Here is a 15670-nt window from a genome sequence, read left to right as displayed (position 1 = left end):
AAGCAGGAGATTTAAATATTTTAATACTGAATTAACTATTCAGCAAGAGGTTCAATAGAAACGTAAGATTTGTTGTCTCTTTTCTTTCTGAAAACAACTGTTCCATCAACAAGTGCAAATAGAGTGTGATCTTTACCACAACCTACGTTTTCACCCGCGTTATGCTTAGTTCCTCTTTGGCGTACAAGAATATTTCCAGCTTGTGCAAATTGTCCGCCGTAAATTTTAACTCCTAATCGTTTACTTTCCGATTCTCTACCGTTCTTCGAGCTACCAACTCCTTTTTTATGTGCCATTTTGTAATATTTTTAAGGATTAAGCTACAATTTCTTCAATTTGAATTTGTGAAAGGTACTGACGGTGACCGTTCAGTTTTTTGTATCCTTTTCTTCTTTTCTTTTTGAATACTTTTACCTTATCACCTTTCATGTGTGATAATACTTTTGCAGTTACTTTAGCACCTTCAACAGCAGGAGCTCCAACTACAACTTCACCTTCGTTATCAACTAAAAGAACTTTAGCGAACTCAACTTGTCCACCTTCTTCAGCTTCTAATCTGTGAACGAAAATCTTCTGGTCTTTTTCAACTTTAAATTGCTGACCCGCGATTTCTACAATTGCGTACATTTTAATACAATTTTACGGTTTGTTCCAGGGGGTGGGCAACCTGCTAATCAAGTTATTCCTCTTGGTGAACCCCCGAAGAAATTATTTTTCGGATTGCAAAAATAGAAAAGAATAATTGATAAACAAAGTTTTATGGATATAAATGCTTGTTTTTCTCAACTTTTTTCTTCTCTAATTGCCTCATTTATAAAATAGGCTGTGAAATCCTTGCAAATGTACAAAGTTTCCTGATTCAGGTTTGGATTATGTAGGCTAATAATTGTATCTTCATGTAATACATTTAGGAAAGCTATCTAATCATTCGGCTGAAGGAATATGGTGGATTTGGTAAATGATTGAATGATCGGTGTTTTGGCCGATTTTGAATTGTGAAATTCTGGAATGCAAATAAATCATGAAGTCTTGTTTCCATTATTGTTAAGAAGCTTCGAAACAATTATTATATTTGCTTCAAGAAAGATGGAAATTTGTAAAAACCTATGGGTAAAATAAAACTAAACGTTCTTGGATTGTCATATAGTCAGACACAAACTGGAGCATATGCATTGGTCTTATCTGAAGAGGATGGCGATCGGCGTATCCCCATTATTATTGGGGGAGTTGAAGCGCAGTCTATAGCTATTCAACTTGAGGAATTAGATCCGCCCAGGCCTTTGACTCACGACTTGTTTAAAAGTTTTGCAGAAGCATTTAATGTAAGTGTTACCGAGGTCAATATATATCGATTAGAAGAAGGCATTTTCTATTCGGAATTAATTTGTGAAAAAGGAAGCAATCGCATTCGTATTGATTCCAGAACTTCGGATGCAGTAGCCATTGCACTTCGATTTAAATGTCCGATTTATACAACAGATGAAATTATTGAGAAAGCAGGAATTGTTTTATCAATTGAGGGTGAACCTCAAGAGCCAACCATTACAGCACCTACTGCGGAATCTGGATCGAGTGAAACCAGTTCAAGAAGCGAGTATAGTGATTACTCCATTGCACAATTGCAAGGTATGCTCGATGATGCTATTAGGGATGAAGACTATGAAAAAGCATCTTTAATAAGAGATGAAATGGATAAAAGAGGAGAGTAAATAGAAAGCGGAAATAAATTACCAAGCTACCCATAAGGATAGCTTTTTTTGATTTTACTTTTTCATCAATGAAATCACATCTCGTAAAATCTCACGCTCTTTTTTCAGATCTTCGATTTCTTTTTTGAGTTGTTCCTTTTCTTTATCCACTGGATTATGGATGTCAATTGCATCTGCCAATTGTCTGAAAATATTCACACCCGTAGCTTCGCAAATTGTCCAAAGTCGCCCAACCTGAACGCCACGTCTTTTTAAAAGATAATGAACCGATGAGTTTCCGATGCCCAGTTTATCGGCTAAGATTACCGTACTCATTCGTGTTTCTGCCATGGCATCGTGTATGAGTTTGTGAAGGTCTACAGGGAGTTTAATGGGTTTTGAAGGTTTCATAAGATATATGTTGTGAGTGTAATAACTGTAATTTAGTGTATTTCAGTTATATTATCAACAAAATATCTAAGTAATAATATTAGGCATGTAGCAATGTGAATCATATGCCGATGAAATAGTCTCTTGCATATAGCAATGTGAGAACTACTCTTGTAATATAGCTTGATGCATATAGTAGCATGAAAACTACACTTATGATATAGTTTCTTGCATATAGGAGTGTGAAAACTACATTTATAATATAGCTTCCTCCAAATAGGATCGTGAAAATAACGACTATGTTATACTATGGATATCATGTCGATAAAAAAGTAAATTAACAAAACTCCCCCTAACTTTCAGTAAAAAGAAAATTAGAGGGTGATGCAGGCCGTAGGCCTTTATTTTTTTAGTGTGCAATATTTTCTACTTGCCTTGGGTCATGTTTGTGCTTGAATAGAATAGCAAAGAATACAGCAATTACCAATGAGTAGATTGCAAATGTATTCCAGATGTCCATCCAAATAAAGTTTCCATCAGTACCAGTAAAGAATGCTCCGATTATAATTCCACTTATCCATGATCCCATGATTGCACCAAAACCGTTTGTCATCATCATGAACAAGCCTTGAGCACTTGAGCGAATGCTTGAATCGCATTGTGTTTCTACGAAAAGGGAACCTGAAATATTGAAGAAATCGAAAGCCATACCATAAATAATACACGATAGAATAATCATCCATAATCCTCCTGCAGGATCACCATAAGCGAATAATCCGAAACGAAGAACCCAGGCAATCATACTGATCAGCATTACTTTCTTAATACCAAATTTCTTTAAGAAGAATGGAATTGCCAATATGAATAAGGTCTCAGATATTTGAGAAATTGACATGATGATGGTCGAATATTTCACAACGAATGAATCGGCATATTTTTCAACGTGTTTAAAGCTATCTAAAAATACATCGCCATACATATTGGTTAACTGTAAAGCTGCCCCTAAAAACATTGAGAAGATAAAGAACAAGGCCATTTTGTAATTCTTGAACAATTTAAAGGCATTCAAACCTAATGTTTCAGCAAGAGGAGCACCTTTTTGTCCCTTGTTTTGAGGTTTACATTGAGGCATGGTAAAAGAGTAAGCCGCCAATAGGAATGATACAAATCCTGCAATGTAAAATTGATTTGCCGATGCTTTTGATCCTGTAAGGTTGGTTACCCACATGGCTGCAATAAAACCAATTGTTCCCCACACACGAATTGGAGGAAATACCTTAATTACATCGTAGTTGTTATTTTTTAAAACGGTGTAAGAAATGCTGTTCATTAATGCAATTGTAGGCATGTAGCAAATCATGGCTACTAAAATTACGGAAATAAATGTGGTAGATGTTTCAATTTGAGGCAGGTAAAGTAAGGCTGCACCTCCAAGAAGGTGAAGAATTCCATATAACCTTTCGGCATTTATCCAACGGTCGGCTATAATACCGGTAAGTGTTGGCATGAATAAAGAGGCAATACCCATTGTTGAGAAAACGGCACCAAATTCGGTAGGCGACCATTGTTTTGTTCCAAACCAATAATTTGCAATGGTTATCAACCATGCTCCCCAGATAAAAAACTGTAGGAAGTTTAATAGCGTCAATCGACCTTTAATTCCCATAATTCGTTGTTTAAATAAATAAGATTAGTAAATGTTTTTCTAAATGGTTTGGTTGTTCTAGTAGTTCAAAATCAATTGATGTAATTGGCTATCAATTTTGAAAGATCCAAATCTAACAAAAAAAGAAGAAAGGTGAAAGCCTTGGTAAAAAGCAGTAAAGCGAAAACTTTGTAACAGTTCTAATAAATGATAAATGTAACCGATGTTGGTTTAAAAAAAATGGTACTTTTGATCCCTAAACAACTACAACTGATGCAGGTAAATAAAAGTTATCAAACAAGGCAATCGGGAAAAGATAAAATAAAAGAGGCGGTAAGAATTGCATTGCCAAAGGCTTATTCTACTACAAAATGGTTGCTTAGTATCATGATTCCGGTTTCTTTTGGTGTTATGATATTGAATTATACAGGAGTTTTGGCTTTAATTTCTTCTTACTTGGCTCCGGCTTTCGAATTAATTGGCTTACCTGGCGAATCGGCATTTGTTTTATTGACAAGCATTTTTACCAATATATATACTGCAATAGCTGTAATTACCAGTCTTGAGATGCAGGGTAGAGTAGTTACCATTTTAGCAGTAATGTGTTTGGTTGCACATGGTTTTGTGATCGAAACTGCTGTTTTGAAAAAAACGGGATCATCGGTTGTTAGGATGATATTGCTTCGAGTACTGGGAAGCTTTGCCATTGGTGCGGTTTTGAACTGGATGATTCCAAGTGAATCGGTACAGCAAATTAGTTCCATTTCAAGGTCAAAGGAATCATTTTCTATCATGTTCCTGGATTGGGCTCAGTCGTCATTATTGCTTAGCATTAAAGTAATTGTACTGATTACTTTATTAATGATTTTTCAAAAAATACTCGAACTGTTTGGCATCATCAGGTGGATTTCAAAATTTCTGAAACCATTGCAAGTTATTATGGGATTACCGGAGTCGACCTCTTTTTCGTGGATAGTAGCAAATACATTAGGCTTGGCTTATGGAGCTGCAATTATAATGGAACAGGTTGAGGAAGGGAAAATGAGTAAGGAAGATGCTGATTTGTTGAATCATCATATTGCCGTGTCGCACTCACAATTAGAAGATCCTCTACTTTTTGCAGCCATTGGTGTTCCCTTGGGATGGATGATTATTCCCAGGTTAATTTTAGGAATAGTAGTGGTTTGGATTTGCCGACTGGAACGTTATCTAAAATATGCATTTGGTAAAAAATGTTAATCTATCGGATTGGTGTTAGATACTCTTTACGAATTAATGTATCTTTAAAAACTAAAATTTCGACTTATACATTATGCAACAATATCTTCAATTATTAGAGAGAGTTCTTGAAGAAGGGAACAAGAAAGAAGACAGAACAGGTACAGGAACAGTTAGTGTTTTTGGGCATCAAATGCGTTTTGATTTGTCTAAAGGATTTCCTGTTCTTACTACAAAGAAACTTCATTTAAAGTCTATTATTCATGAATTACTTTGGTTTCTGAATGGAGATACAAATGTGAAATATCTTCAGGACAATGGAGTGCGTATTTGGAATGAATGGGCCGATGAGAATGGAGATTTGGGACATGTATATGGTTACCAGTGGAGATCTTGGCCAAAGGAAAATGGTGAATCATTGGATCAAATTAAACAAGTGGTTCACGATATTAAAAACAATCCTGATTCGCGTCGCTTAATTGTAAGCGCATGGAATGCGGGAGATATTGAAAATATGGCTTTGCCACCATGTCATGCATTGTTCCAGTTTTATGTTGCAAACGGTAAATTGTCGTGTCAGCTATACCAGCGCAGTGCAGATATTTTCCTTGGTGTTCCTTTTAACATTGCATCCTATGCTTTACTTACCATGATGATGGCTCAGGTTTGTGATTTAGAACCAGGAGAGTTTGTTCATACTTTGGGTGATGCTCATATTTATATGAATCACTTGGATCAGGTTAAGTTGCAATTGACCAGAGAACCAAAAGATTTGCCTCAGATGAAAATTAATCCTGATGTGAAGAGCATTTTCGACTTTAAATATGAAGATTTCTCATTGGAGAATTATGAAGCACATCCTCATATCAAAGGAGCGATATCGATTTAATTACGAATTGGCAATTACGAATGAAAAGGAATAATGTATTGCAACAGAAGAGTTTTGATTTTGCAGTTCGTATTGTGAATTTGTGTAGATATTTAAACGAGGAGAAAAAAGAATATATTTTAACTAAGCAACTTTTGCGTGCTGGTACTTCTATTGGTGCAAATGTTGAAGAGGCAATTGGAGGACAAAGTGAAAAAGATTTCTTTGCTAAACTTACAATTGCATATAAAGAGGCAAGGGAAACGCATTATTGGGTGAGATTACTCACTGCAACTCATTATTTAACAAATAGTGAGGGACAAAGTCTTCTAGATGATACTGATGAATTATTAAGAATAATAGGAAGTATACAAAAGACAATAAAGACTCGTAATTCGTAATTAATAATTCGTAATTCTATGAATATAGCTATTATAGTTGCAGCTTCCCGTAACAATGTTATCGGGAAAGACAACCAATTAATTTGGCGCCTTTCGGCAGATTTAAAAAGATTTAAAGCATTAACGACAGGGCATACCATTATAATGGGCCGCAAAACTTTCGATTCCATTGGTAAGCCACTTCCTAATCGTACTTCAGTAATCATTACTCGTCAGGAAGATTATAAGCAGGAGGGATGTGTTGTGGTCCATTCTTTAGAGGAAGCTTTGGATGCAGTTAAGGATCAGGAAAAAGTATTTATTATTGGTGGGGGAACAATTTATGAACAAGCCATTGACAAAGCTGATGAATTGTACCTAACCTTGGTTCATAAAGAATTTGCAGGCGATACATTCTTTCCGGAAATTAAATCAGCAGAATGGGAATCGGTATCCAGAGTGGATTGTATGCCGGATGAGAAAAATGAATATCCTTATTCATTTATCGATTACAAAAGAAAATAGTATGAATTTTAGATATTTAAAATTAGGCCTTATTGCTTTTTTATTTGCAGGAACAATGAATTCATGTTCTACAGGTTCTGATCCGGAAGATATTATTGATGATATTTTTACGGTTCCAGCGACTTATTGCTTAAACATTAATAATGGAATTAACGATATGGTGATGGATGTTAATGCCATTGTGATGAACAATCTTGATACTAAAAAGGATACAATAGACGATGAAATTGCAAGTTGTGTAACACCAGTCATTCATCGAACAGGAGAAGTAATTGATTCTATTGTTATCGATTATGGAGCATCTAGTTGTACTTCTAATGGTGGAAGATTTAAAGGTAAAGTGGTTGTTGATCCTGTTGATGAAAATTTACAAAATTTTGATGTCCGATTAACTGATTTTTATGCAAATGGATTCGATGTAAAAGGTGAATTTACTTTTAATATTGTTGGAACCACTGCTGGTAGAGATTTTTCGGTATCGTCCAGCACAATAAAATTTTCAATTACTGATTCAGAAAGCAATGTAACTGAATTTCCGGTTACTTCTTTCGAGGCAGATTACAAGTACATAAGAAGTGAAGAGGATAACGTGGATTATGTAGATGATATCTATCATCTCACCAGCGATATTGATATTACATATCCTACTGGAGCTTTAATGTCATTGACTAGTCAAACTGATTTGTTATATGCTTATGCCTGCAAAAATGTTATTGGAGGTACTGCTCTTTTTACTTTGCAGGATATTGGAGATGGAATTGTGAATTACGGTGGTGGTGATACTGTCGAGAATTGCGATGGTGATGCAAGTGTAACTGCTCAAGGTGGTACCATTACAATAAGCATGTAGAGAATTAATATAATATAGTACAAAAAAATACCGGAGTTAATCTCCGGTATTTTTTTATATGATATTCCGATACAATCAGATGATTTTACATTTTAAATCTGGTATCGGTTATGCGACTTTTAAACGCTTTAGATTCACTTTTTCAAGCTTTTCGCTAGCGTATTTACTATCAATCGAAATTTTCTTTTCTTCACCAGAAGGCAATTCAAACATTGCATCCATCATAATAGCTTCGCAAATTGAGCGCAAACCACGAGCTCCCAGTTTGAATTCCACAGCTTTGTCAACAATGTATTCTAATGCACTTTCTTCGAAAGTCAATTCAATATCATCAATCTTAAATAGTTTGGTGTATTGCTTAACTATTGAGTTCTTAGGCTCAGTTAAGATGTTACGAAGAGCTTCTCTGTTTAATGGCTCCAAGTAAGTTAAAACAGGCAAACGACCAATGATTTCAGGAATCAATCCAAATGACTTCAAATCCTGAGGGGCAATGTACTGTAGGAAATTCTCCTGATCAACTTGTTCTTTTTCCTTGCTTGCATTAAAACCAACAACCTGAGTGTTCATTCTTTGTGCAATTTTTCTTTGGATGCCATCAAAAGCTCCACCACAAACAAAAAGAATATTTTTAGTGTTCACAGGAATCATTTTCTGATCAGGGTGCTTACGACCTCCTTGAGGTGGTACATTTACAACCGATCCTTCCAATAATTTTAATAATCCTTGCTGAACACCTTCTCCTGAAACATCACGAGTGATCGATGGGTTATCACTTTTACGCGCAATTTTGTCGATCTCGTCAATGAATACAATTCCTTTTTCAGCAGCCTCAACATCATAGTCAGATGCCTGAAGCAATCTTGTTAAAATTGATTCAATATCTTCACCAACATAACCAGCTTCTGTTAATACAGTTGCATCAACAATGGTAAAAGGAACATGCAACATTTTAGCAATGGTTCTTGCCAAAAGAGTTTTACCGGTTCCAGTTTCCCCTACAAGAATGATATTTGATTTTTCAATCTCGATATCTTCATCGTCTCTTTCCTGAAGTAATCTTTTATAATGATTGTAAACCGCAACTGAAAGGTATTTTTTAGCTTCATCCTGACCAATTACATACTGATCAAGGAAAGCTTTGATTTCCATCGGTTTCAATAATTTAATCTCTTTCAGGTTTAGATCCGAACGATTTTTTAATTCTTCCTGTACAATTGAATATGCCTGGTCGATACAGCTATCGCAGATGTGACCACTAATTCCTGCAATCAGAAGGTTAGTATCTTTCTTCTCTCTCCCGCAAAACGAGCATTTATCCATGATATTGATTTATAGTACTAAAAATGCAAAGTTAATGATTTTACGATTAACTCTGCATTAGGTTTGTTTTGATTTTGAGATGATTGATTATTTCTCGCGCGTTAGCACTTCATCAATCATACCATATTCTTTAGCTTCCATAGCTGTCATCCAGTAATCACGATCAGAATCTTTTTCTACTTTTTCGTAAGTATTTCCTGAATGGTCAGCAATAATGGTATACAATTCTTTCTTTAATTTCAAGATTTCGCGAGCGGTAATCTCAATATCCGAAGCTTGTCCTTGCGCTCCTCCCATTGGCTGGTGAATCATGATTCGCGAGTGCTTTAATGCGGAACGCTTTCCTTTTGTACCTGCAGTTAGCAGTACAGCTCCCATTGATGCAGCCATACCTGTACAAATTGTTGCAACATCACATTTGATGTATTGCATGGTATCGTAAATACCCAAACCTGCATGAACAGAACCTCCTGGTGAGTTAAAATAAATCTGAATATCCTTAGAAGGATCAGTAGATTCAAGGAACAACAGCTGAGCCATGATAATGTTAGCAACATAGTCATCAATTGGAACACCAAGGAAGATGATTCTATCCATCATCAGACGAGAGAAAACATCCATTGATGCAACATTAAGCTGACGTTCCTCGATAATTGTTGGAGAAATGTAGCTGTTGCTAATTGAAGTGTATTTATCTAATGTTAGGCTATTGATGCCCATGTGCTGCGTGGCAAATTTTCTAAATTCGTCTTTTGGTACCATATAGATATGATTTTAAATTTCGTAGACCTAAATTAGTCAAATTTTCTCCATTTGAAAAGAATAGCTTAACAAAAACTTAGATTAGGATCAAAAAGAAACCACGCCTCAAAGAAGCGTGGTTTTTTGTATTGTGAAAAGTTCTTCTTATTCAAACATCTTGTTGAATTCTTCAGTAGAAACTTCTTTTTCTTCAATTTTGATAGCACCTTTTAAGAACTCAACAATTTTGTTGTCGATCATACGTTCGTAGATCTTTCTTTGCTCTTCTTGATTTTGCATCATTTGCTGAGCGTAGTTTGTTAAGTATTCTTCAGGTACTTCCATCATTCCGTATTGCTGGAATTGCATTAGAGCTTGTTGTTTAGCAAACTCCATAACTTCTTCCTGCTCTACTTTAAGTTCGTTTTCTTCAGTCAATCTGTTTTTAATCAACTGCCATTTGAACTCGTCAACGTAGTTTGCGAAATCTTTCTCAACTTGCTCTTCGTTCATTTCTTTGTTGGTAGCAATAATCCAACGCTTCAAGAATGCTTCAGGAAGATCCATTTTCGATTTCTTAACCAATTTTTCTTTTGCGTCGATTAAGAATTTATAGTCGCTATCGTTAACCAATTGTTTTTCGATATCTTCTTTGATTCTGTTCTTGAATTCTTCTTCTGAAGAAACAGTTCCTTCACCAAATACTTTATCGAATAGTTCTTGATTCAATTCAGCGTTAACAAATTTGTTGATTTCTGTAATTGTAAATTGGAAATCAGCATCTAAAGTTTCAGCTTCTTCTTTAGAGATGTTAAGCATAGAAGCTAAATCAGTTTTGTTAGCGAAAGCTTTAGCTGGGTTAAATACCACAACTTCACCTTTTTTAGCGCCAATGAATTTCTTTTTAGCATCTTCATCAGCCATGTATTCTAATGAGATTGCTACATCTTCGCTAGTAATTCCTTCTTCTACAAGTTTACCATCAGCGTCAACTTGTGCGTAGTTACCTTTCAAAAGTTCTTTTTCTTCAACCGCTTCAGCTGGCTCGTTTGATCCGAAACGACGAGCGTGCATTTCAACACCATTCTCGATCATTTTCTCATCAACAGCAATTTTGAAGAAAGTCATCTTATCTCTTTTGCTAAGGTTAAGAGTGTATTCTGGAGTTAAAGCAATATCGAAAGCGAATTCGAAATCAGTATCTTTTTCCCAGTTGATTTCTTTTTGCTCAGTTTCGTTAGGAAGTGGCTCGCCTAAAATTTTCAAATCATTTTCGCGAATGTACTTCATAAGCTCATCGCTAAGAAGTTTGTTCACTTCGTCAGCTAAAACAGGAGTACCATACATTTTCTTGATCACACCCATAGGTACTTTACCTTGGCGGAAACCATTGATATTTGCTTTTTTACGATAGTCTTTTAAAACATCGTTTACACGACTTTCATAGTCTTCTTTAACAATCTGTAATTTGATTACAGCGTTTAAATCATCAATGTTGGTTTTTGTGATGTTCATTTTTTAGCTATTAAAAGATAAAACCTTATTAATTGAAAAAAAACCGCTCAACCATTGATACATTGTATCGTAGTATGGGCGGTTTAAGGTTATTTTTTCTGTAGTGCGGATGAAGGGACTCGAACCCCCACGCCTTACGGCACTAGATCCTAAGTCTAGCGCGGCTACCAATTACGCCACATCCGCGGGTTAATTGCGGTGCAAATATAGAGCTGTTTTTTATAATTTGCAATAGCAATCAGAAAAAAATGAAGATTTTTTACGAAAAAAATTGTGATGAAAATCTACGAGTAAAATGTAAATCCCTAAACCTATTGGAATCCTTTATTTTACTGGTTTTCGAAGCTCAAAGTTCTTTCCTAAGTACACTCTTCGTACGTCTTCATCGGCTGCTAATTCTTCAGCTGTTCCCGATTTAAGAATGTTTCCTTCAAATAAAAGGTATGCTCTTTCCGTAATGGAAAGGGTTTCCTGTACATTGTGGTCCGTAATTAAAATACCAATGTTTTTATCCTTTAAATGACGAACGATATCTTGAATGTCTTCTACTGCGATAGGGTCAACTCCTGCAAAAGGTTCATCCAAAAGAATAAATTTTGGTTTGATGGAAAGTGCTCTTGCGATTTCAGTTCTTCGTCTTTCTCCACCTGACAATTGAATACCCAAACTTTTTCTGATTTTCTGAAGGCTGAATTCATTGAGCATTTCTTCTAGTCGGTGAGCTTGATATTCTTTTGAGAAATCAGACATTTCCAAAACAGACTTAATATTGTCTTCAACACTTAACTTTCGAAAAACAGAAGCTTCCTGCGCCAAATACCCCACGCCAAGCTGAGCTCTTTTGTAAACAGGCTCATTGGTAATTTCCCGATCATCAAGAAAAATTCTTCCTCCGTTTGGTTGAATCAATCCTACTATCATATAAAAAGATGTAGTTTTACCGGCTCCATTTGGTCCTAGTAGTCCAACAATTTCACCTTGTTTTACATCAACCGAAACACCTTTTACAACAGTACGGCTCTTGTATCGTTTAATTAAATTTTCAGCTCTTAATATCATCCTTGTCCAATTTTTTTAATGGTTTGGAGTTGTGCAAATATAAAAAAGATATCCTTAGAAAGTGATTTGTAGCATGGCTCGAATCCCAAAATCTTCAAAATCCTGGTAAGGGTTATCATCCAAATGAGTTAATCGCCACATTGCATCAATTCTGATAAATTTGAAGATGTTCTCGATTCCAACACTTGCCTCGAAATATGGTCTACTAACATCTGACAATCCTTGAGGGAATTGCATGTATGCTTCCATGTTAGCTAGAGATCCATTGTTTTTATCGCTCAATTTACCAATTAGGCCTTTCCCAGAAACCACAGTTCTCCATTTTAGTTTTCTAAATAATGGAATTCGATTTAAAATCAATCCATTAAAATGATGCTCCACAAATAAGCTTGCATATTGGTCACTTGCAAATTCATAGTAATTCATCATATTAAATGCATATGGATCGAAAGCATAAGTTTCGTTTCCTTCGTGCAAGTGCAATAAAGGGTAAGGAACTTTACCAAAAAGTTTACCACCTGAGGCCAAAAAGTACAAGTTTCCAAGAGGCGGAAGTTCAAATGTGTGTTCAACACTTAGGTCAATTTTCTGATAATCGTAATTTGAACCAAGTACATTTTTCATTCCCATAGTTAAATATAAATTCACAATAGGAATAGGTCCGCCTAAATGAACACGTTCAAATTCTCCCATAACAACTTTTTCGTTTTTTGTCCAACGTGTTCTCAATTCCAATTCAGAAGCGGTGATTCTTGATATTGGATTTCCGAAGCGATCTTCAAAAGGAACAAATTCGGTTGGTTTAATATCGCGATACCTGAACTTCAAAGTATTTGAAAATCCTTGAAACCACTCTTTTTCGTAATGGGTTTCAAATTGGTTCAGCATGGTGAGCTTATTGTTAGGATTACGTTTCAACAGTGAAGCCAAAATGTTTCCTTCGGTAAATGCATTTGGACTTTTACCCAATTGATGGATATCGTGTTTGTACTGCATCCCAAATGTTTCTCGGGGCAGTTTGTTAATCATATACAGAAATCCAAGTCCATATTTAAATTTTTCATCTTTGGTACCATAGGCCAAATGACCATTTAGCATGATTTTAGTACTGAATTCATTTGAAGTTCTTCCTCCAAACATGAAGCGATTACCTTCAATTTCGTTGAAACTATATAATTTATAGTATGGACCATATTCAAATTTATCATGAATGTAATAACCTGTTATGAATGTTGTAACTACATCAACAATGTTCTTATAAAGAGGAACATTTTGTATAGAGTCAACCATAGCATAAATACCAGATTCTCTCTCTGACAATTGGTAAGGTCGAGCATCGTCCCAATATTCTGGTGGTTGTGATAATGCATCTTCGTTTACGATAACATTATTGTCTAGTTTTATAATCTCTTCCTTTAAGGGAACGTTAACTTCTACATTTTTATAGGATACCGTTTTTCTACCAAAGAAACCCATTTGTTTTGTTGAGTCTCTTTCGGTAAGCATGAAATCTACAAACAGATTTTGTTTTTTGAGAAACCAGGTTGAGTCGTTTAGCTTTTGAAATTCGTTATTACTTACCAAATCTTTAACCCAGTTTAGGTTTACATCTTTTGCAATACGCATTTGCATATTTTGAATGGCAAAAGTTGTATCGGCAACCCAAAAATCTCCCACAAATGTTGGTTCTTGCTTTCTTTTAGGCTTAAAAGACATATGATAGCACCAATTGCCATCGCGGTATGCACTATCTGTAAGGTAATACTTGTAATATCTTAATCCTCCATCTGCAATTGGACTTACGAATCCCATATCAAACAGGTCGATGAAGTTGTCGTAAACATTGACATTTTGATGAAGTTGACCGGTGAATTGAGCCAAACTGGCATTGTCTTGAATTCCCGACATTTGTGATGCCTTTATTATTTCGCGCTCAACTCTTGGTTTATCTTGGTAATAATAATCTGACAAAGATTCTGTAATAAAAATCGGCAAATATGGTTTGCCAGTAATTACCGAGGTATCCATGTAATCGAAAACAAACTGGAACTGACGCATGATTTTCTTATCCTTAAAATCTTCTTTAATATTATTCAGGTCCATTTCCATCTTGGTATAAGTCTCTGCTTGGAAAGACTTGAAGCGAGATGGATTGTTTTTCTTTTTGTTTTTAATGATTTTGCGCAAAAGTACATGGGCAGGATTCTCACCAGGAACAACTACCACCTCTTGAAGATCGAATGTTTCAGCTTCAAGTTCAACGTTTAAAGTTTGAAATTTACCCTTCTGGACTGCAAATGTTCGTTCTTTATATCCAACAAATGAAATGTAAATAGAATCTCCCGGAGTTCTGGTTTCCAGAAAATAATTTCCATCAAAATCAGTAGTGGTACCAATTGTTGTTCCTTTATAAGCAATGTTTACAAATGGTAATGCTTGTTTGGTTTTAGAGTCAATAACTTTTCCTCTTACTTTAGTGGATTGCCCTATTGCATTTAAACTTAGTAAGGAAAATGTAAGAACGCTTAAAAAGAAAAATCCTTTTTTTAGTATCTGCATCTTAATAAATAAATAATGCCTGAGTGTTTTACATCAAGCTCTAATAATGTTTATTACAATTAGCTGGTTATAACCTAATCTAAATCTAATTCAGCTTGATGTTTTTTCTGAATTCGTTTTGAGATTTTAATGCCAATTTCATAAAGTAACATTAACGGCAAACAAACCAATACCTGACTAAAGATATCGGGAGGAGTGATAATAGCTGATAAAATCAGGATTAATACCACCGAGTGCTTTCTGTACTTTTTTAGAAATTCAGGAGTTACCAAGCCAATTTTACTTAAAAAGAAAATAAGAACTGGTAGCTCGAAAATAACTCCACTTGCCAAAACAATTGAAGTTATTGATGAGATGTAGGATTTTAAGTTTATTTGGTTCATAACTTGATCGCTAACGCTATACGATCCCAAGAAATGAACAGATAGTGGGGTAATTAGGTAATAGCCGAAAAGAACACCTAGAGCAAACAAAAAGCTGGTGTAAAATATTGATCCTCTTGCATGTTTCTTTTCGTTAGAATAAAGAGCTGGTTTTATAAAGCACCAAAACTCGTAAAATATATATGGAAAACTTGCAATAATACCGGCCACCAACGAAACACTGATGTGAGTGGCAAATTGACCTGCCATATTAATATTAATTACCTGAAATGGTTCTGTGTTTATTTTTAAAGCTTCAACTCCCGTAAATTCTGCTACTCTTGCAAACATTCTGTTTGTGAAGAAATCAGGATTTTTAGGAGCTAAAATTAAATAATCAAAAATGAAATCGTAAAATATAAAAGCAGCAACGGCAAAAACAAGTACTGCTATTACAGAACGCATTAAGTGCCATCTTAAAACTTCAAGATGTTCAAGAAAGCTCATTTGGTTGTCGTCTTGCTGTTGTTCTTTTTCTGACATAGTT

General features: G+C 35.2%; 16 protein-coding genes and 1 tRNA gene. 6 read left to right on the top strand and 11 right to left on the bottom strand.

Annotated features, from left to right (window positions below):
* Positions 1-35: 35 nt before the first annotated feature.
* Together rpmA and rplU are read right to left on the bottom strand one after the other, a co-directional pair.
* The gene (gene rpmA / locus M0051_RS14495; protein ID WP_054716802.1) at positions 36-296 is read right to left on the bottom strand and encodes a 50S ribosomal protein L27; all 261 of its coding nucleotides are present in this window, start codon (positions 294-296) and stop codon (positions 36-38) included.
* Between the two features lie 19 nt (positions 297-315).
* A complete protein-coding gene (rplU, locus tag M0051_RS14490) occupies positions 316-627 on the bottom strand; it encodes a 50S ribosomal protein L21 (protein ID WP_171594099.1) in 312 nt (103 codons plus the stop codon).
* Between the two features lie 479 nt (positions 628-1106).
* Between rplU and M0051_RS14485 the strand changes: the two genes are divergently transcribed.
* Positions 1107-1709: a bifunctional nuclease family protein gene (locus tag M0051_RS14485; protein WP_306742220.1), complete on the top strand. Its 603-nt coding sequence runs from the start codon at positions 1107-1109 to the stop codon at positions 1707-1709.
* A 54-nt stretch (positions 1710-1763) separates the two neighbouring features.
* Here the strand turns inward: M0051_RS14485 and M0051_RS14480 are convergent, their stop codons facing one another.
* Both M0051_RS14480 and M0051_RS14475 read right to left on the bottom strand, forming a co-directional pair.
* Complete coding sequence (locus tag M0051_RS14480; protein ID WP_306742219.1) at positions 1764-2099, bottom strand: helix-turn-helix domain-containing protein; 336 nt, start codon at positions 2097-2099, stop codon at positions 1764-1766.
* A gap of 388 nt (positions 2100-2487) precedes the next feature.
* Entirely contained in the window at positions 2488-3744 is a 1257-nt protein-coding gene (locus M0051_RS14475) for a nucleoside permease (RefSeq protein ID WP_306742218.1), read from the bottom strand.
* 252 nt (positions 3745-3996) lie between these two features.
* Here M0051_RS14475 and M0051_RS14470 point away from each other — a divergent pair, with 252 nt between their 5' ends.
* The 5 genes from M0051_RS14470 to M0051_RS14450 all read left to right on the top strand — a co-directional run bounded on the left by M0051_RS14470 (position 3997) and on the right by M0051_RS14450 (position 7564).
* Positions 3997-4962: a nucleoside recognition domain-containing protein gene (locus M0051_RS14470; protein ID WP_306742217.1), complete on the top strand. Its 966-nt coding sequence runs from the start codon at positions 3997-3999 to the stop codon at positions 4960-4962.
* 73 nt (positions 4963-5035) lie between these two features.
* Positions 5036-5830 carry a thymidylate synthase gene (locus M0051_RS14465; protein ID WP_306742216.1) on the top strand — a complete coding sequence of 265 codons (795 nt, stop codon included), beginning with the start codon at positions 5036-5038 and terminating at the stop codon, positions 5828-5830.
* A gap of 20 nt (positions 5831-5850) precedes the next feature.
* Positions 5851-6210 (top strand): four helix bundle protein, encoded by a 360-nt coding sequence (locus M0051_RS14460; RefSeq protein ID WP_306742215.1) that lies wholly within the window; start codon positions 5851-5853, stop codon positions 6208-6210.
* An 18-nt stretch (positions 6211-6228) separates the two neighbouring features.
* Positions 6229-6714, top strand: coding sequence for a dihydrofolate reductase (locus M0051_RS14455; protein ID WP_306742214.1), 486 nt, complete (start codon positions 6229-6231; stop codon positions 6712-6714).
* A 1-nt stretch (position 6715) separates the two neighbouring features.
* Complete coding sequence (locus M0051_RS14450) at positions 6716-7564, top strand: hypothetical protein (protein WP_306742213.1); 849 nt, start codon at positions 6716-6718, stop codon at positions 7562-7564.
* A 108-nt stretch (positions 7565-7672) separates the two neighbouring features.
* Here the strand turns inward: M0051_RS14450 and clpX are convergent, their stop codons facing one another.
* From clpX to tatC, 7 genes are all read right to left on the bottom strand, one after another.
* Positions 7673-8887 carry an ATP-dependent Clp protease ATP-binding subunit ClpX gene (gene clpX / locus M0051_RS14445; protein ID WP_306742212.1) on the bottom strand — a complete coding sequence of 405 codons (1215 nt, stop codon included), beginning with the start codon at positions 8885-8887 and terminating at the stop codon, positions 7673-7675.
* An 87-nt stretch (positions 8888-8974) separates the two neighbouring features.
* Entirely contained in the window at positions 8975-9649 is a 675-nt protein-coding gene (clpP, locus tag M0051_RS14440) for an ATP-dependent Clp endopeptidase proteolytic subunit ClpP (protein WP_110361176.1), read from the bottom strand.
* Between the two features lie 144 nt (positions 9650-9793).
* The gene (gene tig / locus M0051_RS14435; protein WP_306742211.1) at positions 9794-11143 is read right to left on the bottom strand and encodes a trigger factor; all 1350 of its coding nucleotides are present in this window, start codon (positions 11141-11143) and stop codon (positions 9794-9796) included.
* Between the two features lie 104 nt (positions 11144-11247).
* A tRNA-Leu gene (locus M0051_RS14430) sits at positions 11248-11329 on the bottom strand.
* Between the two features lie 138 nt (positions 11330-11467).
* Positions 11468-12202: an LPS export ABC transporter ATP-binding protein gene (gene lptB, locus M0051_RS14425; protein WP_054716838.1), complete on the bottom strand. Its 735-nt coding sequence runs from the start codon at positions 12200-12202 to the stop codon at positions 11468-11470.
* A gap of 54 nt (positions 12203-12256) precedes the next feature.
* Positions 12257-14761: a DUF5686 and carboxypeptidase-like regulatory domain-containing protein gene (locus tag M0051_RS14420; RefSeq protein ID WP_306742210.1), complete on the bottom strand. Its 2505-nt coding sequence runs from the start codon at positions 14759-14761 to the stop codon at positions 12257-12259.
* 74 nt (positions 14762-14835) lie between these two features.
* On the bottom strand, positions 14836-15666 hold the full coding sequence (gene tatC / locus M0051_RS14415; protein ID WP_306742209.1) for a twin-arginine translocase subunit TatC: 831 nt from the start codon (positions 15664-15666) through the stop codon (positions 14836-14838).
* Positions 15667-15670 lie beyond the last annotated feature (4 nt).

Origin of the sequence: Marinifilum sp. D714 (assembly GCF_030851345.1) — a bacterium.
Lineage (GTDB): Bacteria > Bacteroidota > Bacteroidia > Bacteroidales > Marinifilaceae > Marinifilum.
This window is presented reverse-complemented; position numbering and strand designations above follow the sequence as displayed.

Coding starts and splice junctions, on each gene's coding strand:
- M0051_RS14475 (WP_306742218.1), bottom strand. CDS start 3,744: ATGGGAATTAAAGGTCGATTGACGCTATTAAACTTCCTACAGTTTTTT.
- rplU (WP_171594099.1), bottom strand. CDS start 627: ATGTACGCAATTGTAGAAATCGCGGGTCAGCAATTTAAAGTTGAAAAA.
- M0051_RS14485 (WP_306742220.1), top strand. CDS start 1,107: ATGGGTAAAATAAAACTAAACGTTCTTGGATTGTCATATAGTCAGACA.
- tatC (WP_306742209.1), bottom strand. CDS start 15,666: ATGTCAGAAAAAGAACAACAGCAAGACGACAACCAAATGAGCTTTCTT.
- clpX (WP_306742212.1), bottom strand. CDS start 8,887: ATGGATAAATGCTCGTTTTGCGGGAGAGAGAAGAAAGATACTAACCTT.
- M0051_RS14455 (WP_306742214.1), top strand. CDS start 6,229: ATGAATATAGCTATTATAGTTGCAGCTTCCCGTAACAATGTTATCGGG.
- M0051_RS14470 (WP_306742217.1), top strand. CDS start 3,997: ATGCAGGTAAATAAAAGTTATCAAACAAGGCAATCGGGAAAAGATAAA.
- M0051_RS14465 (WP_306742216.1), top strand. CDS start 5,036: ATGCAACAATATCTTCAATTATTAGAGAGAGTTCTTGAAGAAGGGAAC.
- rpmA (WP_054716802.1), bottom strand. CDS start 296: ATGGCACATAAAAAAGGAGTTGGTAGCTCGAAGAACGGTAGAGAATCG.
- lptB (WP_054716838.1), bottom strand. CDS start 12,202: ATGATATTAAGAGCTGAAAATTTAATTAAACGATACAAGAGCCGTACT.
- M0051_RS14450 (WP_306742213.1), top strand. CDS start 6,716: ATGAATTTTAGATATTTAAAATTAGGCCTTATTGCTTTTTTATTTGCA.
- M0051_RS14480 (WP_306742219.1), bottom strand. CDS start 2,099: ATGAAACCTTCAAAACCCATTAAACTCCCTGTAGACCTTCACAAACTC.
- M0051_RS14420 (WP_306742210.1), bottom strand. CDS start 14,761: ATGCAGATACTAAAAAAAGGATTTTTCTTTTTAAGCGTTCTTACATTT.
- M0051_RS14460 (WP_306742215.1), top strand. CDS start 5,851: ATGAAAAGGAATAATGTATTGCAACAGAAGAGTTTTGATTTTGCAGTT.
- tig (WP_306742211.1), bottom strand. CDS start 11,143: ATGAACATCACAAAAACCAACATTGATGATTTAAACGCTGTAATCAAA.
- clpP (WP_110361176.1), bottom strand. CDS start 9,649: ATGGTACCAAAAGACGAATTTAGAAAATTTGCCACGCAGCACATGGGC.